The sequence below is a fragment of the Sedimentitalea sp. XS_ASV28 genome, assembly GCF_041224545.1.
In the GTDB taxonomy this organism is placed as follows: Bacteria; Pseudomonadota; Alphaproteobacteria; order Rhodobacterales; family Rhodobacteraceae; genus Sedimentitalea.
Map to the genome: position 1 here is coordinate 86,413 of NZ_JBGFGP010000108.1, position 16,438 is coordinate 102,850.

Consider the following 16,438-nt stretch of genomic DNA (forward strand, 5'->3'; position numbering starts at 1 on the left):
CGCGGGTCTGACCGAACGAACAGGGCGGATTGGTTTTCGCCGGGGCCGCCGGAGTTTTCCGGCGGTCTGTTTTTTTGCCCGGTCAGCGAGTATCCGACGCTCAGCGCAGGTTGGGAATCGTGCCCGGTGCGGTGGCCGCCGCATCCTGAACCGCGATGTGCAGTGAGCGCGCAATGCGTTCCGCCCGCTCGATCACATGCGCCGCTCCGTCCGGCGAGCAGACCCGGTTTGCGGTTTCACGAAACAGCATCAGCCAGCGTTCGAAATGCGCCCATGCGACCGGCAGATCCGCATGCGCCGGAACCGGCGCGCCGTGGTATTGCCCGGTCATCAGCGCCACGGAAGACCAGAACGCGGTCAGGCGTTCCATATGCGCGGGCCAGTCGGTGACGCGCGCGGCAAAGATCGGCCCCAGCAGAGGATCGGTTTGTACCCTGGAGTAGAACTCTTCCACAAGAACGGACAGTTGCGCGTTGTCGAGACCGGTTTCCTCCATCAGGTTCCGGGTCAGATCAGGGCGCACGGAATTGAATGTTGTTCCGTCTGAGTTCCGAAGTTGCATTGTTCCGACCTTTATTAATGCCGCCGCCCGGTTTGTAGCGAACACAATTGGTAAATAAAATACCGATTACTCGCAAAAGACGGTTTGCCGCGCCTCGCCCCGATTGCCCGGACGGCAGGATAGTCCTTGCGCGTGTGACCTCTGGGCAAGTTTTTCACGGAAAAAACACGCGCGAATTCATGCGCTGCCAAAATTTTACCGTTTGATAAAATTCTGACTTGTGGCAGGCTCGGTAAAAATGCCCAGGGAGACTCAATGACCAACTCGTACACCCCAGGCCTTGTTGCCGGACGCCTTGATGCCGACGAGATCGCCGTGAATTTTGCCGATCTGCACCCGGCTTATGATCCTCACGAAGCCGCCGTTGCCGCCGACCGATGTTACTTTTGCCACGATGCGCCCTGTGTCACGGCCTGTCCGACGGATATCGACATTCCGCTTTTCATCCGCCAGATCGCGACCGCGCAGCCCGAAGCTGCGGCGCGGACGATCTTCGAGCAGAATATTCTGGGCGGCATGTGTGCCCGCGTCTGCCCGACCGAGACACTCTGCGAAGAAGCCTGCGTGCGCGAGGCCGCCGAGGGCAAGCCGGTCGAGATCGGCCGCCTGCAGCGTTATGCGACCGACGCCGCGATGGCCCGGCAGGGGCACCCGTTTCTGCGGGCGCCCAGTACCGGCAAGAGCATCGGTGTCGTGGGATCCGGACCGGCCGGTCTGGCTTGTGCCCATCGCCTCGCCATGAAAGGGCACGATGTCACCATCTACGAGGCGCGCGAACGGGCGGGCGGTCTCAATGAATACGGTCTCGCCGCGTACAAGACCGCCGACAATTTCGCCGAGCGCGAAATCGGCTGGCTTCTGGGTATCGGCGGCATCAAGGTGGTTCACGGGCAGGTTCTCGGCGAAAATGTCGATCTTGCGACGGTGCAGGCCGATCATGACGCGGTGTTCCTTGGGGTCGGCCTTGGCGGCGTCAACCTGCTCGACCTGCCGGGTTTCGACCTCGCGGGTGTGCGCAACGCAGTGGATTTCATCGCCGAACTGCGGCAGGCGGATGACAAGTCCAGCCTCGCCGTGGGTCGCAATGTCGTGGTCATCGGCGGCGGCATGACAGCCATTGACGCCGCGGTGCAATCGCGGTTGCTCGGGGCGCAGAGCGTAACGCTTGCCTACCGGCGCGATCGTTCGGCGATGGGAGCGAGCGGATACGAGCAGGATCTTGCGGCCACACACGGCGTCCAGCTGATGACCAATGTCACGCCGGTTGCCGTGCATGGCGATGGCGCGGCGCAGGAAATCGAACTGGAATACACCCAGGCTGGCAACGGCACGCTGCAAGCGACGGGTGAACGCATCCGGCTGCGCGCCGACCAGGTGTTGCTGGCCATCGGGCAGAACCTGGCCGAGGACGCCGGGCTTGCGACCAAACGTGGCAAGATCGCCGTATCCGGCGCGGGGCGTACCAGTCTTGCCGGTGTCTGGGCCGGAGGCGATTGCACGCCGGGCGAGGACCTCACGGTGGTCGCCGTGGCCGAGGGCCGTGACGCTGCCGAGGATATTCACGCCGCACTTTCAGAGTGACGCGCCCCACATCATGACGGGCGACGGCCCGGAAAGGATCAAGACAATGGCAGATCTGACGACCGACTTCCTGGGCATCAAAAGCCCCAACCCCTTCTGGCTCGCCTCGGCGCCGCCAACGGACAAGGAGTACAACGTGCGCCGCGCCTTTGAGGCCGGTTGGGGTGGTGTGGTGTGGAAAACCCTGGGCGAAGCCGGACCGCCGGTGGTGAACGTCAACGGTCCGCGATACGGCGCGATCTGGGGCGCAGACCGCAGACTTCTGGGGCTGAACAACATCGAGCTGATCACCGACCGGCCGCTGGACGTGAACCTTGAGGAAATGACTCGGGTGAAACGCGACTATCCGGACCGGGCGCTGATCGCGTCGATCATGGTGCCCTGCGAAGAGGCGTCGTGGAAAGCCATCCTGCCCCGTGTCGCCGAAACTGGGGCCGACGGGATCGAACTGAACTTCGGTTGCCCGCACGGGATGAGCGAACGCGGCATGGGCGCGGCGGTCGGCCAGGTGCCGGACTATATCCAGATGGTCACCGAGTGGTGCAAGCAATATTACGACAGGCCCGTCATCGTGAAGCTGACGCCGAATATCACCGATATCCGCTATCCGGCGCGGGCGGCCCGTGCCGGCGGAGCCGATGCGGTCAGCCTGATCAATACGGTGTCGTCGATCACTTCGGTCAACCTCGATACCTTCAGCCCCGAGCCGAGCATCGATGGCAAGGGCAGTCACGGCGGCTATTGCGGCCCTGCAGTCAAACCCATCGCTCTGAACATGGTGGCCGAGATCGCCCGCGATCCCGAAACACACGGCCTCCCGATTTCGGGCATTGGCGGCGTCACCACCTGGCGGGATGCGGCGGAATTCATCGCGCTCGGATGTGGAACCGTCCAGGTCTGCACCGCCGCGATGACCTACGGGTTCCGTGTGGTCGAGGAAATGAAACGCGGCCTGTCGCAGTGGATGGATGAAAAGGGCTATGCCTCGATCGCCGATTTCCAGGGCCGCGCGGCTCCGAACGTGACGGACTGGCAGTATCTCAACCTGAATTTCGTCACCAAGGCCCGGATCGACCAGAGTGCCTGCATCAAATGTGGCCGCTGCTATGCCGCCTGCGAGGACACGTCGCATCAGGCCATCACCATGAGCCCGGACCGGGTGTTCGATGTGGACGACAGCGAATGCGTCGCCTGCAACCTGTGTCTCGATGTCTGTCCGGTCGAGGGCTGCATCACCATGGAGCGGCTGGAACCCGGCGTGACCGATCCGCGCACCGGCCGTGTCGTGTCGGCCGAGCATGCGGATTGGACCTCGCATCCCAACAATCCGATGGCGCGTGCGGCGGAATGAACTCTATCGCATTTCGCGATAAACCTGCATCACCTGATGCTGCCTGAAATCAGAGATTTCAACGCGTCAGGTGATACCAGATGTTTCAAGTCAATCGCAAAACGCATTAATCGGGTGTAAGCATGCGGCGGAACAGCGTTTTCAGATGCTGTTCCGCACCGGGAAAAGGATCGACGCCGCCATTGACGGCCCGGACCTGGATATCGAAATCCGCATAATGCTGCGTCAGCGCCCAGATCGAGAAAATCAGGTGCACGGGATCGACCGGTGCCAGCTTCCCCGTCGCGATCCAGCGCCGGATGGTTTCAGACGTGCGATCGACAAGCGCTTTCAGATCGCCTTCAAGATCGGGCAGGATCGTCGGAGCACCCTGCAGGATCTCGTTGGCGAAGATGCGACTCTCACGCGGGTAATCGCGGGCCAGCTGGAGTTTGCGCTGCACGTATTCCAGGATCTCGTCCAGTGGCTCGCCCCCATGATCAAGTTCCTTGAGCGGGTCCAGCCAGGTGTCGAGCAGTCCGTGCAAAAGCTCGCGGTGAATGGCTTCTTTCGACGGGTAGTAATATAGCAGGTTGGGTTTGCTCAGACCCGCTTCGGTGGAAATCTGATCCAGCGTCGCGCCGCGATAGCCATGTTTCGAAAATACTTCGAGCGCCGCGCCGAGGATCAGCTCGCGGTTGCGCTTCTGGATGCGGGTTCTGGGTTTGCTGCCGTCGCGGGGATGCGGTCGCGCCGATCTTTTCGTCATTGCCTGACATTCCCTGCCGATTTTTCACGCGATCGCCGCTTTTGCTTGCGGCGGACTTGACTGACCTTGGCTCCGTGGTAGCGTGACTTTGACCGGTTGGTCAAATCATGAAATGGCCAGCAGTTGCTAGCAAGATCGGGGATGATATGACCGCACCATCAGCGAACCTGACAGTCAATGCCGACAGGCTCTGGGACTCTCTCATGGAAATGGCCAAAATCGGGCCGGGCGTCGCGGGGGGGAACAACCGCCAGACGCTGACCGACGAAGACGCCGAGGGCCGCGCCCTGTTTCAGCGCTGGTGCGAAGAGGCCGGCTGCACGATGGGTCTCGACCAGATGGGCAACATGTTTGCCCGGCGCGAAGGCACGGATCCGGACGCGCTGCCGGTTTATGTCGGCAGCCATCTCGATACCCAACCGACCGGGGGCAAGTATGACGGCGTGCTTGGCGTGCTGGGCGGGCTCGAGATCATCCGCACGCTCAACGACCTTGGCATCAAGACCAAACATCCAATTGTCGCCACCAACTGGACCAACGAAGAGGGCACGCGCTATGCGCCGGCGATGCTGGCGTCGGGAGTATTTGCGGGCGTGCATACCCAGGACTGGGCCTATGATCGCGAGGATCACGATGGCAAGAGGTTCGGTGATGAACTCGAACGCATAGGCTGGCGCGGTGAGGAAGAAGTCGGCGCACGCAAGATGCACGCTTTCTTTGAGCTGCACATCGAACAGGGCCCCATTCTCGAAGCCGAGGGCAAGGATATCGGGGTCGTGACCCATGGTCAGGGCCTGTCATGGACACAGGTCACCGTCACCGGCAAGGACGCCCATACCGGCTCGACCCCCATGCCGATGCGCAGGAATGCCGGTCTTGGCATGGCGCGGATACTGGAAAAGGTCGAAGAGATCGCATGGTCGCACAAACCCCACGCGGTAGGTGCGGCGGGCCATATCGAGGTCTTTCCCAATTCGCGCAACGTGATACCGGGCCGCGCGGTGTTCACGGTCGATTTCCGCTCGCCCGACCTGGCGGTGATTCAGGACATGGAGACGCGCCTGAAGGCCGAGGCGCAGAAAATCTGCGACGACATGGAGCTTGAGGTTGCATTCGAAAAGGTCGGCGGGTTCGATCCGGTGGAGTTCGACGCGGGATGCGTCAGCGCCGTGCGCAACGCCGCCGAGCGTCTGGGTTATTCGCATCGCGATCTGATTTCGGGGGCCGGTCACGACGCCTGCTGGATCAATCAGGTCGCACCGACCGCGATGGTGATGTGCCCCTGTGTCGACGGGCTGTCGCATAACGAGGCCGAAGAGATCACCCGCGAGTGGGCGCGCGCCGGGGCGGATGTGCTGTTGCACGCGGTTGCCGAAACGGCGGAGATCGTCACCTGATCCCACCTGGGAACAAGAACAATCAGGCACCGAAACGAGGTGCCCACGACACGGGGAGAACAATCAATGAGCACCGTCATCAGGAACGGAACCATCGTCACCGCCGATCTGACCTACAAGTCAGACGTCAGGGTCGAGGGCGGAAAGATCACCGAGATCGGCCTCGACCTGACCGGTGACGACGTGCTGGACGCGACCGGCTGCTACGTGATGCCCGGCGGGATCGATCCGCATACGCATCTGGAAATGCCGTTCATGGGCACCTATTCGACCGATGATTTCGAAAGCGGCACCCGCGCGGCACTTGCCGGTGGCACCACGATGGTGGTTGATTTCGCGCTGCCTTCGCCGGGTCAGGGGCTGCTGGATGCCCTGCAAATGTGGGACAACAAATCGACCCGTGCGAATTGCGACTATTCCTTTCACATGGCGGTGACCTGGTGGGGCGAACAGGTGTTTGACGAGATGAAAACCGTGGTCGAGGATCGCGGCATCAACACGTTCAAGCATTTCATGGCCTACAAGGGCGCGTTGATGGTCAACGACGACGAGATGTACGCGTCATTCCAGCGACTGGCCGAGCTGGGCGGAATCGCGATGGTGCACGCGGAAAACGGCGACGTGGTCGCCGAACTCTCCGCCAGGCTGCTGGCCGAGGGCAATACCGGCCCCGAGGCCCACGCCTATTCCCGCCCGCCGCAGGTCGAGGGCGAGGCAACCAACCGCGCGATCATGATCGCGGACATGGCGGGTGTGCCGCTTTACGTGGTGCATACCAGCTGTGAAGACAGTCACGAGGCCATCCGCCGCGCCCGGATGCAGGGCAAACGGGTCTGGGGCGAGCCGCTGATTCAGCATCTGACGCTGGATGAGAGCGAGTATTTCAACGCCGATTGGGATCACGCTGCCCGTCGCGTCATGTCGCCCCCGTTCCGCAACAAGCAGCATCAGGACAGTCTCTGGGCCGGGCTGCAATCGGGGTCGCTCAGCGTGGTGGCAACCGATCATTGTGCCTTTACCACCGAGCAGAAACGCTATGGCGTCGGCGATTTCACCAAGATCCCCAACGGTACCGGCGGGCTGGAGGACCGGATGCCGATGCTGTGGACGCGGGGGGTGGAAACCGGGCGGCTGACACCCGAGGAATTCGTTGCGGTGACGTCCACCAATATCGCCAAGATCCTCAACTGCTATCCACGCAAGGGGGCGATCATGGTCGGTTCGGATGCAGATATCGTGGTCTGGGATCCGAAAAAGGAAAAGACGATTTCCGCCGCAAACCAGCAGAGCGCCATCGACTACAACGTGTTCGAGGGGCAGGCCGTGAAGGGATTGCCGCGCTATACGCTGACCCGCGGACAGGTTGCGGTGATGGACGGGGAAATCCGCACCGAGGAAGGCCATGGCGAATTCGTCAGCCGCGCGGCCAACACCACGGTGAACAAAGCGCTGTCGACCTGGAAAGAACTGACCGCGCCGCGCCCGGTCGAGCGCAGCGGCATTCCCGCAACGGGGGTCTGATGGCATCGGTTTGCACTGCAAAGACCTGCGCATGAGCGTCTCCGCTCTCGACTCCGCACCGGCCCCGGACGCTGCAACGCCAGTGATCGCGGCCAACGCGCTGGACCTGACCTTTGAGACGGCCGACGGTCCGGTCCATGCCCTCAGAAACGTGTCGCTCGATGTGCCCAACGGCAGTTTCGTCAGCTTCATCGGTCCGTCAGGCTGTGGCAAGACCACCCTGCTGCGTTGTATCGCCGGACTGGAAACGCCGACGGGCGGCAGCCTGACGGTCAACGGCATGACGGCGGACGAGGCGCGGCGGGCACGGGCCTATGGCTATGTGTTTCAGGCGGCGGGGCTGTATCCGTGGCGCAGTATCGGCGGAAATATCCGCCTGCCGCTGGAAATCATGGGCTTCTCCAGGGCGGAACAGGCCGAGCGCGTCGCGCGGGTGCTCGAACTCGTGGAGTTGAGCAGCTTTGAAAAGAAATTCCCGTGGCAATTGTCCGGCGGCATGCAGCAACGCGCATCCATCGCGCGGGCGCTGGCTTTTGATGCCGAAATTTTGCTGATGGACGAACCTTTTGGCGCTCTGGATGAAATCGTGCGCGACCGGTTGAACGAAGAACTGTTGCGCCTGTGGGACCGGACACGGAAAACCATCTGTTTCGTCACCCATTCGATCCCCGAGGCGGTCTACCTGTCCACGCATATCGTGGTGATGTCCCCGCGCCCGGGTCGCATCAGCGATGTGATCGAAAGCCCGCTGCCGAAGGAACGGCCGCTCGATATTCGGGACACGCCCGAGTTCATCGAGATCGCCCACCGGGTGCGCGACGGGCTGCGCGCGGGGTACGAAGAGTGAGCGCCGGCACCGGATCCGGCCGCTGGCGGTTGCCGCCGGTTCTGGCGATGGTCCTGGCGGTCCTGGCGATCTGGTATCTCGCGGTCGTGCCGATGAACGTGCAGGACGTGCTGACCCGTGCAGAGCGTGCAGGGGAATCCGTTTCGCCGCCGACAGCGGTCGAACGGCGCGATATGGGCGCCTGGACCCTTGTGATGCGCAATCCCGGCCTGCTGGGCGAAAGCTGGAGCCTGGACCGGCCCCGCCTGCCCGCGCCGCATCAGGTCGCCGGGGAACTGTATCGTTCAACCATAGACGAAGAGATCAACGGACGGCGCGGCTTTGTCAGGTCGGGCAGCCTGTCCAATCGTTCGCTTGTCTATCACGGGGGCATCACACTGGGCGCGACATTTCTCGGGTTCGTGATCGGCACCGCGTTGGGGATCGCGCTGGCCGTCGGTATCGTGCATTCGCGCGTCATGGACATGTCGATCATGCCCTGGGCCATCGTCAGCCAGACGATACCGATTGTTGCGCTGGCACCGATGATCATCGTGGTGCTCTATTCCATCGGCATACAGGGGTTGATTCCCAAGGCGGTGATCTCGGCCTACCTGTCGTTTTTCCCCGTGGTCGTCGGCATGGTGAAGGGTCTGCGCTCGCCCGATGCGATGCAGCTCGACCTGATGCGCACCTATAATGCCAGCGACATGACCGTCCTGACCAAGCTGCGTCTGCCTGCGTCGGTGCCCTATCTCTTTGCCTCGCTGAAAATCGCCATCGCCGCCAGCCTGGTCGGGGCCATCGTCGGCGAATTGCCGGTACAGAAAGGCGGTCTGGGTGCACGGATGCTGGCGGGTAGCTATTATGGTCAGACGTCGCAGGTCTGGGCCGCGCTTATCATGGCGGCGGCGCTGGCGGCGCTGCTGGTCTGGCTGACCGGTTGGCTGGAGCGGCGCACGCTGCGCGCGATGGGGGGGCAGCCATGAATCTCGTGATCCTTGCCTTGCTGATCTGGGCGGCGGGTTTCGCGCTGAACCTCTGGCTCGCGTCTTCGGCGCGCGCACAGGGACGCGCGGCGCGGCTGGCGGTTCCGCTGATATTCGGCGCGACCGTACTGGCGATGTGGGAGCTGATCGTGCGTGGCCTCGATGTCCCGCAGGTCATCCTGCCCCCGCCCAGCGTCATTGCAGCCACCTTTGCCAGCAACGGCGCGATGTTGTGGGGCGATTTCGTGCAGACCATTCTCAAGGGCGCGCTTGCCGGATATGTCATCGGTTGCGCCGCCGCTTTCCTGACCGCGCTGCTGGTTGACCGCTATGCCTATCTGCGCGAGGGCCTGTTGCCGCTTGGCAATTTCATGGCCGCGCTGCCCATCGTCGGCACCGCACCCATTCTGGTGATGTGGTTCGGCTTCGGCTGGCAGTCCAAGGCGGCGGTCGTGGTGTTGATGGTGTTCTTTCCGATGCTGGTGAACACGGTTGCCGGCCTGTCGGAAACATCCGCGATGCAGCGCGACCTGATGCGGACCTATGCGGCGAGCTGGGGCGAGACCCTGCTGAAACTGCGCCTGCCGGCAGCGTTGCCATTCATTTTCAACGGGCTCAAGGTCTGCACGACGCTCGCCCTGATCGGCGCCATCGTCGCGGAGTTTTTCGGCTCTCCGACCCAGGGGCTGGGGTTCCGGATATCGACGTCGATCGGTCAGCTTGATCTTGGCCTCGTCTGGTCCGCCATTCTGGTTGCGGCGATCACCGGCACGCTGGCCTACGGGCTGGCGGCACTGATCGAAAAATGGCTCACCTTCTGGCACCCGTCACAGCGCGGCTGAGAACCGCAGACAACAACAAACCAAGGACCAAAACCAACAGGAGACTATCATGACAAAATCCATGCTGATCGCGGCGCTCGCGTCGACCGCGCTGACCGTTCCGGCCTTTGCCGACGACGTCACGTTGCAATTGAAATGGGTCACGCAGGCGCAATTCGCGGGGTACTATGTGGCTCTTGAGAACGGGTATTACGAAGAGGCCGGGCTTGATGTCACCGTCCTGCCCGGTGGGCCGGACATCGCGCCGACGCAGGTGATCGCCGGAGGCGGGGCGGATGTCATCGTCGAGTGGATGCCCGCCGCATTGGCGGCACGCGAAAACGGATTGCCGCTGGTCAATATCGCGCAGCCATTCAAATCATCTGGGATGATGCTGACCTGCTGGGGCGACGTGGGAATCGAGGGACCGGAAACGCTGGTCAACCGAACACTCGGCGTCTGGTTCTTTGGCAACGAATACCCGTTTCTCAGCTGGATGTCGCATCTGGGCATCGGAACCGATGGCAAGGGCGAGAACAGCGTCGAGGTTCTGAAGCAGGGATTCAACGTTGATCCGCTCCTGCAGCGTCAGGCCGATTGCATTTCAACCATGACCTACAATGAATATGGACAGGTACTCGACAGCGGTGTCGCGCCCGAAGAGCTGATCACCTTCAAATACGAGGATCAGGGCGTCGCGACGCTCGAGGACGGGCTTTATGTCATGGAAGAAAACCTGTCCGACCCGGCCTTTGTCGAACGGATGGAGAAATTCGTCGCCGCGTCGATGAAAGGCTGGAAATGGGCCGAAGAGAACCCCGAGGACGCGGCGATGATCGTGCTTGATTATGACGAGACCGGCGCACAGACCGAAGCGCATCAGGTGCGCATGATGACCGAGGTCGCCAAGCTGACCGCCGGCTCGAATGGCGCGCTGGATTCTGCCGATTACGAGCGCACGGTGGCAACACTGCTGGCGGGCGGATCGGACCCGGTGATCACCAGGGAACCGGAAGGCGCGTTTACAACCGTCATCACGGACAAGGCGCTGGCGGGTAACTGATCCGGACACGAGGGCCCCGGTATGATCGGGGCCCGTTCCATATCGCCAATCCGATACATCATCACCATGCCCGTAACGCCACATGGGTGATGCCGACGACCGGATGATGGGGCGTTTCGGTTTGATGCGAAACGCCCTGATCCTGCATGCCGCGACACTTTCGAAGGTGCCGGAATACGAAAAGAAGGTGCTCATCCGCCAAGCAATGTTTCCGGCATGATGTTTTCTACCGGCCCCGTCGCAGACACTCCGCAACGGAGTCTATCAACTGCTGATGGCGTTGCCCGCGCACAAATGACCGGGATCAGGTTACCGCTCCATCAATGCTCGCTTTCGTTATATTGCGGTGTCCTCAAAGCCGTTTCCAATTCGACGCTCAAACTTGCAGCCAAATCAAAAAACCGTCGTCGCACAGCCTCGGCGTATGGATTGGCCTTCTCAATCGCTTCGAATACTTCTGGCGCATCGTGCTGAACCATCGAAATCGCCTCGGATAACAAGTCAAAGCTCTTCGTGGTCATGCGCGTCGGCAGCGGTCCCATTCTCAGGAGCACTTTGCCGATAAGATGCGTGAGCCCTTGTACGACGGCTGCTTCTCGGTCATGCGCTTCTGGTGTCGTCATGACAACGGTCAGACCAAGAGACCTGCGCAAAAAAGCACCCAGCCTCAAATGTCGTTTTCCCCGAATGGGACAGATCGCGATTTTTAGCCCTTCAATACCGGTCGTGGCGCTCTGAGGTCCGAACAAGGGGTGAGACGCCACGATATCTACATGGTTCGGTAACAGTCGCCGCATGATTTCCGTGGGAATGACTTTGACTGAGCCAACATCGACAATCAGCGCGCCGGGTTTACAGGCAACTGCGATCTCGCTGACCACCCGCTCAAATGAGGACACCGGGGCCGCAATGAGAACCACATCAGCCTGCGATACGTCCTGTAGCGATGCCAGCCGCACTCCGAGTTGCTTTGCAGCCTCGGCAACATCCACGGACGGGTCATAGGCCGATATTTCGAAATACTGGCCAAGATGAAGGGCTGCGAGTTGTCCGAATGCCCCAAACCCGACGATGCCAAGCGAGGTGTTTTGAATTCTGTTGTTCATCTTTCGACCTTTGAACTTGCCGCCCGGCACAAGGTCGATTGCATGTTGACCGCTGACAGGGGCAGCGGAAAACCAATGATGAATTACCCGCAGCTATGGAAGCTGAGGATAATAGTCCTGCGATACGAAGAACGATCTGATCATGAGGTCAGCGGTAGAGCATCCAATAGAGCAATGTCAACGATGTTACCGCCTGGCGGCCATTGGCCGGAGCGCGGCATTCTGGAGAGACGGATTCAGGACGGTCCGGGTGCGCGTCATTCCAGCCCGGAACGACAGCGCGGGTCCCGGTTCCGTTTTCGGAGCGATGCCTCACGTATCGCGTTTGAAACCGGCGCATTGTAAACCCGTGTGTTAACGGGCGATAAATCACTCTGGCTTTGGTTGACTGCCGCAGGTTCGCGTGACAGCACCCTGGTTCGCAATACCACACCGGAATCCGGGGCCATAGACTTACGATATGCCCCCCATGACAAAGCGGTATTTCCGTATACTGACGCGGATGGGTCAGTCTGCGAGCGAGGTGCCGCGAGGGGCGGCAGCTATGTCGATTGGCTGCAAAGACAAGGAGAGGCCATTGCTTCAAGACGTCGAGAGCGACTTTCAGGATATTCGCGATGGCGTGCGTGCGGTCTGCGCGCAGTTTCCCGACGAATACCACCGAAAAGTCGACGCGGCCCGCGCCTATCCGGAAAAGTTCGTCGATGCGCTGACAAGCGCCGGCTGGATGGCCGCCCTGATCCCCGAAGAATATGGCGGCTCCGGATTGGGCCTGACCGAAGCCTCGGTCATCATGGAAGAAATCAATCGGGCCGGTGGCAATTCCGGTGCCTGCCACGGTCAGATGTACAACATGAGCACGCTTGTCCGTCACGGCAGCGAGGAACAGCGACAGCGCATCCTGCCGAGGCTGGCCTCTGGTGAATTGCGCCTTCAATCCATGGGTGTCACGGAGCCGTCCACGGGCACCGATACCACGAAGATCACGACCACAGCCGTGAAAACCGGGGACCGCTATGTCATCAACGGCCAGAAGGTCTGGATCAGCCGGGTGCAGCATTCGGATCTGATGATCCTTCTGGCCCGCACCACACCACTTGCCGAGGTGAAGAAAAAATCCGAGGGATTGTCGATCTTCCTCGTCGACATCAAGGATGCAATGAAATCCGGAATGCAGGTGACGCCGATCCCGAACATGGTCAACCACGAGACCAACGAACTTTTCTTCGACAACCTTGAAATCCCCGAGGAAAATCTCATCGGCCAAGAGGGCAAGGGCTTTGGTTACATCCTGACCGGTCTGAACGCCGAGCGCACGCTGATTGCGGCCGAATGTATCGGTGACGGCTATTGGTTCATCGACCGGGTGACAAGATACGTCAGGGACCGCATCGTCTTTGGCCGTCCGATCGGACAGAACCAGGGCGTGCAGTTTCCCATTGCCGAAAGCCATATCGAAGTCGAGGCCGCCAATCTGATGCGCTACAAGGCCTGCGCGCTTTTCGACTCGGGCAAATCCTGCGGCGCCGAGGCGAACATGGCCAAGTACCTTGCCGCCAAGGCGAGTTGGGAAGCCGCGAATGCCTGCATCCAGTTTCATGGCGGCTTTGGCTTTGCCCACGAATACGATGTCGAACGCAAGTTCCGCGAGACGCGCCTTTATCAGGTTGCGCCGATCTCGACCAACCTCATCCTGTCCTACATCGCGGAGCATGTGCTCGGCCTGCCCCGGAGCTTCTGATGACGCTGCCGCTGAAAGGCCTCAAGGTCGTCGCCGTCGAACAGGCGGTTGCGGCTCCTTTCGCCACCTGCCGGCTGGCTGACGCCGGTGCCGAGGTGATCAAGATCGAACGACCAGAAGGGGATTTTGCACGTGGCTACGATGATGTCGCCGCCGGCCAGTCCAGCTATTTCGTCTGGCTGAACAGGGGCAAGACATCGGTTGTGCTCGACCTGCGCTCCGAGAGCGGCAAGGCTGAGCTTGCACGCCTGCTGGCCGACGCGGACGTGCTGGTGCAAAATCTCAAGCGCGGCGCGCTCGGGCGTCTGGGGTTCACACCCGAGCGGCTGGCGCGCGACTATCCCAGGTTGATCACCTGTTCGATCACCGGCTATGGCGAAGACGGACCGATGGCGGATCGCAAGGCCTATGACCTGCTCATTCAGGCGGAATCGGGGCTCTGCTCGATCACCGGCGGACCTTCCGAACCTGCCCGCGTCGGCATGTCGATCGTGGACATCGCCACCGGCGCGACCGCTCATGCGGCGATTCTGGAGGCGGTGATCGCCCGCGGTATTTCCGGCAAGGGCGCAGCGATCACCATTTCGATGTTCGATGTGATGGCCGATTGGATGACGGTCCCGTTGCTGAATCACGAAGGCGACAAATCGCCGAAGCGGGTCGGAATGGCGCATCCCTCGATCTCGCCCTACAGTGCCTTTTCCACCCGCGACGGCCAGTTGATCCTGATTTCGATCCAGAGCGACCGGGAATGGCGCATGCTCTGCGAACATTTCCTGCAACGCCCGGATCTGGGCCTGGATCCGCGCTTTGCCACCAATGTCGCAAGGGTTGCCAACCGTAGCGAAACCGATGGGATTGTCGCCGCGGCCTTTGCCTCGATGTGCCATGAGCAGGCCATCAAGGCGCTTGGGCACGCCGATGTCGCCATGGCTTCTGTCAACGACATGTCGGGCCTTTCCGCGCATCCGCATCTGCGCCGGATCGAAGTCCTCACCCCCAATGGCCCCGTTACCTATCCTGCGCCCGCCGCACGCGTCGCCGGAGAGACCCGCCGCTATGGTCCCGTCCCGGCGCTTCCCGCGATCAAGACGAAGGTGGATCAATGACCCAATCGGACGACACAGGGGCAGACCTGGCGCTTGATATCGAGATGTTGCGCGGCTGGATCGGCAGGACCGAAACCCGTTCCGAAGACCTGACACCGGCACTGGCGGAACGGTTCAACGCCACGCTCGGTCGCACGGGAGACACCGGCGCGGGTGCCGCGGCTCCGTCGCTGATCCATCTTTGCCTGACCCAGCCGGCAGTACCGGCCAGCGAAATCGGTCCTGACGGCCACCCGGCGCGGGGCGGGTTCCTGCCGCCTGTCCCCCTGCCCCGTCGCATGTGGGCGGGCGGCGCCTTTGTCTTCCACCGCGCCCTGCGGGTCGGCACACTTGTCACCCGTCGCTCGACCATCCGTGACGTGGTGCTCAAGCAGGGACGGAGCGGGCCGCTGTGTTTCGTCACCGTCGATCATCGGATTTCCGACCCGCAGGGCATCGCCCTGACCGAGCGTCAGGACATCGTTTACCGCGGCACCGGACAGGCGGGCGTCGGAAATGTGCCCGCCATCGCCGGGGCCGGTGCAAATCAAAAGGTCATCGCGACCGATCCTGTGCTGCTGTTCCGCTACTCGGCGCTGACGTTCAACGGCCACCGCATCCACTATGACCAGCCCTATGTCACCGCCGAAGAGGGCTATCCGGGCCTGATCTTTCACGGGCCGCTGCAAGCGACGCTTCTCGTCCATTTCGCAGCGGATCTGCGCGGCGAGGTCCCGAAAGAGTTCCGCTTTCGCAGCCTTTCACCGCTGTTCGATACCAGCGATGTGGTGCTCAATGCCGAAACAACGGATGATGGTATGCGCCTCTGGACCGCGCGGCCCGGCGGGCCCATCGCAATGGATGCCACCGCCACATGGTAAATCCCGAGACCTGCAGGCCAGGCTAACCCGCGTTCTTGCGCAACACCCGTATCATATGAGGCTGCCTCAGGAGCGATAAGCCGCCTTCGACCGCCTCAGCATGGTGCAGGAAATCGCGTGTCACCGCGTCCCGGTCGGCATCGATGACCGTCTGTCGCGACGGATCCGCAGCACACAGGTAGCTCAGGAATTCATCCACGGATGAAAAACGGCTGATCCGGTCAAGCTGACTGTCCTCGACCAGCGAGCTGTCATGCCGGTCGGCAAAGCGTGTCAGAGCCGCCAGTGCCTGCGCACGGATCGCTGTTTCATCGTCCACGCGCCGCATCGCCTCGAAGAAACTTCCCGAGGCCAGCGGCTCGACCACCACCAGCACGCCGCCGGACCGCAACAGACGCCAGGCTTCGACGATGCCCGCCTCCATCCGCCCCTCTGGCAGATGATGTAGCGCGTTATGGAAAATCGCGGCACCAAAGCTGCTGTCGCTGGCGGGAATGGCTTCGGCGCCGGCCCGAAGGAATCGCGCGCCGGGTGCCCGGGCCCGCGCCACGTCCAGCGCCAGGTCAGACGGATCGACACCGGTCACCGAGTAACCACGACGGACCAGCGCCGCCGCCAGCCCACCCCGTCCGCAACCGATATCGACGACCCGGTGCACCTCTTCGTCCGCGAGAAGTGCAAGGATTCGGGCGGTGACGACGTCTGGCTCCCGCACCACCCCCCGACCTGCCGCCCCGCGCGTGTTGCTGACTGGCATTTGCTC

Annotated in this window: 16 protein-coding genes; 12 read left to right on the plus strand and 4 right to left on the minus strand. The window is 61.8% G+C overall.

The genetic code is table 11. From position 1 onward, the window contains the following. Positions 1–100: 100 nt before the first annotated feature. Entirely contained in the window at positions 101–562 is a 462-nt protein-coding gene (locus AB9K34_RS07550) for a group III truncated hemoglobin (protein ID WP_369953809.1), read from the minus strand. 255 nt (positions 563–817) lie between these two features. Here AB9K34_RS07550 and AB9K34_RS07555 point away from each other — a divergent pair, with 255 nt between their 5' ends. Both AB9K34_RS07555 and preA read left to right on the plus strand, forming a co-directional pair. Further along, positions 818–2,143, plus strand: coding sequence for an NAD(P)-dependent oxidoreductase (locus AB9K34_RS07555; RefSeq protein WP_369953810.1), 1,326 nt, complete (start codon positions 818–820; stop codon positions 2,141–2,143). A 46-nt stretch (positions 2,144–2,189) separates the two neighbouring features. Then, complete coding sequence (preA, locus tag AB9K34_RS07560; protein WP_369953811.1) at positions 2,190–3,494, plus strand: NAD-dependent dihydropyrimidine dehydrogenase subunit PreA; 1,305 nt, start codon at positions 2,190–2,192, stop codon at positions 3,492–3,494. A gap of 106 nt (positions 3,495–3,600) precedes the next feature. On the opposite strand, the gene AB9K34_RS07565 is transcribed toward preA, so the two are convergent. Further along, the gene (locus AB9K34_RS07565; protein ID WP_369953812.1) at positions 3,601–4,242 is read right to left on the minus strand and encodes a TetR family transcriptional regulator C-terminal domain-containing protein; all 642 of its coding nucleotides are present in this window, start codon (positions 4,240–4,242) and stop codon (positions 3,601–3,603) included. A 146-nt stretch (positions 4,243–4,388) separates the two neighbouring features. On the opposite strand from AB9K34_RS07565, the gene AB9K34_RS07570 reads away from it, so the two are divergent. The 7 genes from AB9K34_RS07570 to AB9K34_RS07600 all read left to right on the plus strand — a co-directional run bounded on the left by AB9K34_RS07570 (position 4,389) and on the right by AB9K34_RS07600 (position 11,079). Next, positions 4,389–5,639, plus strand: a complete 1,251-nt coding sequence (locus AB9K34_RS07570; protein WP_369953813.1) for a Zn-dependent hydrolase — start codon at positions 4,389–4,391, stop codon at positions 5,637–5,639. 66 nt (positions 5,640–5,705) lie between these two features. After that, on the plus strand, positions 5,706–7,160 hold the full coding sequence (gene hydA, locus AB9K34_RS07575; RefSeq protein ID WP_369953814.1) for a dihydropyrimidinase: 1,455 nt from the start codon (positions 5,706–5,708) through the stop codon (positions 7,158–7,160). A 31-nt stretch (positions 7,161–7,191) separates the two neighbouring features. Further along, positions 7,192–8,007, plus strand: a complete 816-nt coding sequence (locus AB9K34_RS07580; RefSeq protein WP_369953815.1) for an ABC transporter ATP-binding protein — start codon at positions 7,192–7,194, stop codon at positions 8,005–8,007. Between the two features lie 47 nt (positions 8,008–8,054). Continuing rightward, entirely contained in the window at positions 8,055–8,975 is a 921-nt protein-coding gene (locus AB9K34_RS07585) for an ABC transporter permease (RefSeq protein WP_369953853.1), read from the plus strand. Next, positions 8,972–9,817 (plus strand): ABC transporter permease, encoded by an 846-nt coding sequence (locus AB9K34_RS07590; RefSeq protein ID WP_369953816.1) that lies wholly within the window; start codon positions 8,972–8,974, stop codon positions 9,815–9,817. Before AB9K34_RS07585 ends, AB9K34_RS07590 begins: the two co-directional genes overlap by 4 nt. A gap of 49 nt (positions 9,818–9,866) precedes the next feature. Next, positions 9,867–10,859, plus strand: coding sequence for an ABC transporter substrate-binding protein (locus tag AB9K34_RS07595; RefSeq protein WP_369953817.1), 993 nt, complete (start codon positions 9,867–9,869; stop codon positions 10,857–10,859). Between the two features lie 82 nt (positions 10,860–10,941). Continuing rightward, a complete protein-coding gene (locus AB9K34_RS07600; RefSeq protein ID WP_369953818.1) occupies positions 10,942–11,079 on the plus strand; it encodes a hypothetical protein in 138 nt (45 codons plus the stop codon). Positions 11,080–11,179: 100 nt separating this feature from the next. Here the strand turns inward: AB9K34_RS07600 and AB9K34_RS07605 are convergent, their stop codons facing one another. Next, entirely contained in the window at positions 11,180–11,995 is an 816-nt protein-coding gene (locus AB9K34_RS07605) for a prephenate dehydrogenase/arogenate dehydrogenase family protein (protein ID WP_369953819.1), read from the minus strand. A 514-nt stretch (positions 11,996–12,509) separates the two neighbouring features. Here AB9K34_RS07605 and AB9K34_RS07610 point away from each other — a divergent pair. From AB9K34_RS07610 to AB9K34_RS07620, 3 genes are read left to right on the plus strand one after another with little or no spacing between them, the layout of a single operon-like run. Then, positions 12,510–13,706, plus strand: a complete 1,197-nt coding sequence (locus AB9K34_RS07610; RefSeq protein ID WP_369953820.1) for an acyl-CoA dehydrogenase family protein — start codon at positions 12,510–12,512, stop codon at positions 13,704–13,706. Beyond that, the gene (locus AB9K34_RS07615) at positions 13,706–14,815 is read left to right on the plus strand and encodes a CaiB/BaiF CoA transferase family protein (protein ID WP_369953821.1); all 1,110 of its coding nucleotides are present in this window, start codon (positions 13,706–13,708) and stop codon (positions 14,813–14,815) included. Before AB9K34_RS07610 ends, AB9K34_RS07615 begins: the two co-directional genes overlap by 1 nt. After that, the gene (locus AB9K34_RS07620) at positions 14,812–15,675 is read left to right on the plus strand and encodes a MaoC family dehydratase N-terminal domain-containing protein (RefSeq protein WP_369953822.1); all 864 of its coding nucleotides are present in this window, start codon (positions 14,812–14,814) and stop codon (positions 15,673–15,675) included. Before AB9K34_RS07615 ends, AB9K34_RS07620 begins: the two co-directional genes overlap by 4 nt. A gap of 22 nt (positions 15,676–15,697) precedes the next feature. Here the strand turns inward: AB9K34_RS07620 and AB9K34_RS07625 are convergent, their stop codons facing one another. Further along, complete coding sequence (locus AB9K34_RS07625) at positions 15,698–16,432, minus strand: class I SAM-dependent methyltransferase (protein WP_369953823.1); 735 nt, start codon at positions 16,430–16,432, stop codon at positions 15,698–15,700. Positions 16,433–16,438 lie beyond the last annotated feature (6 nt).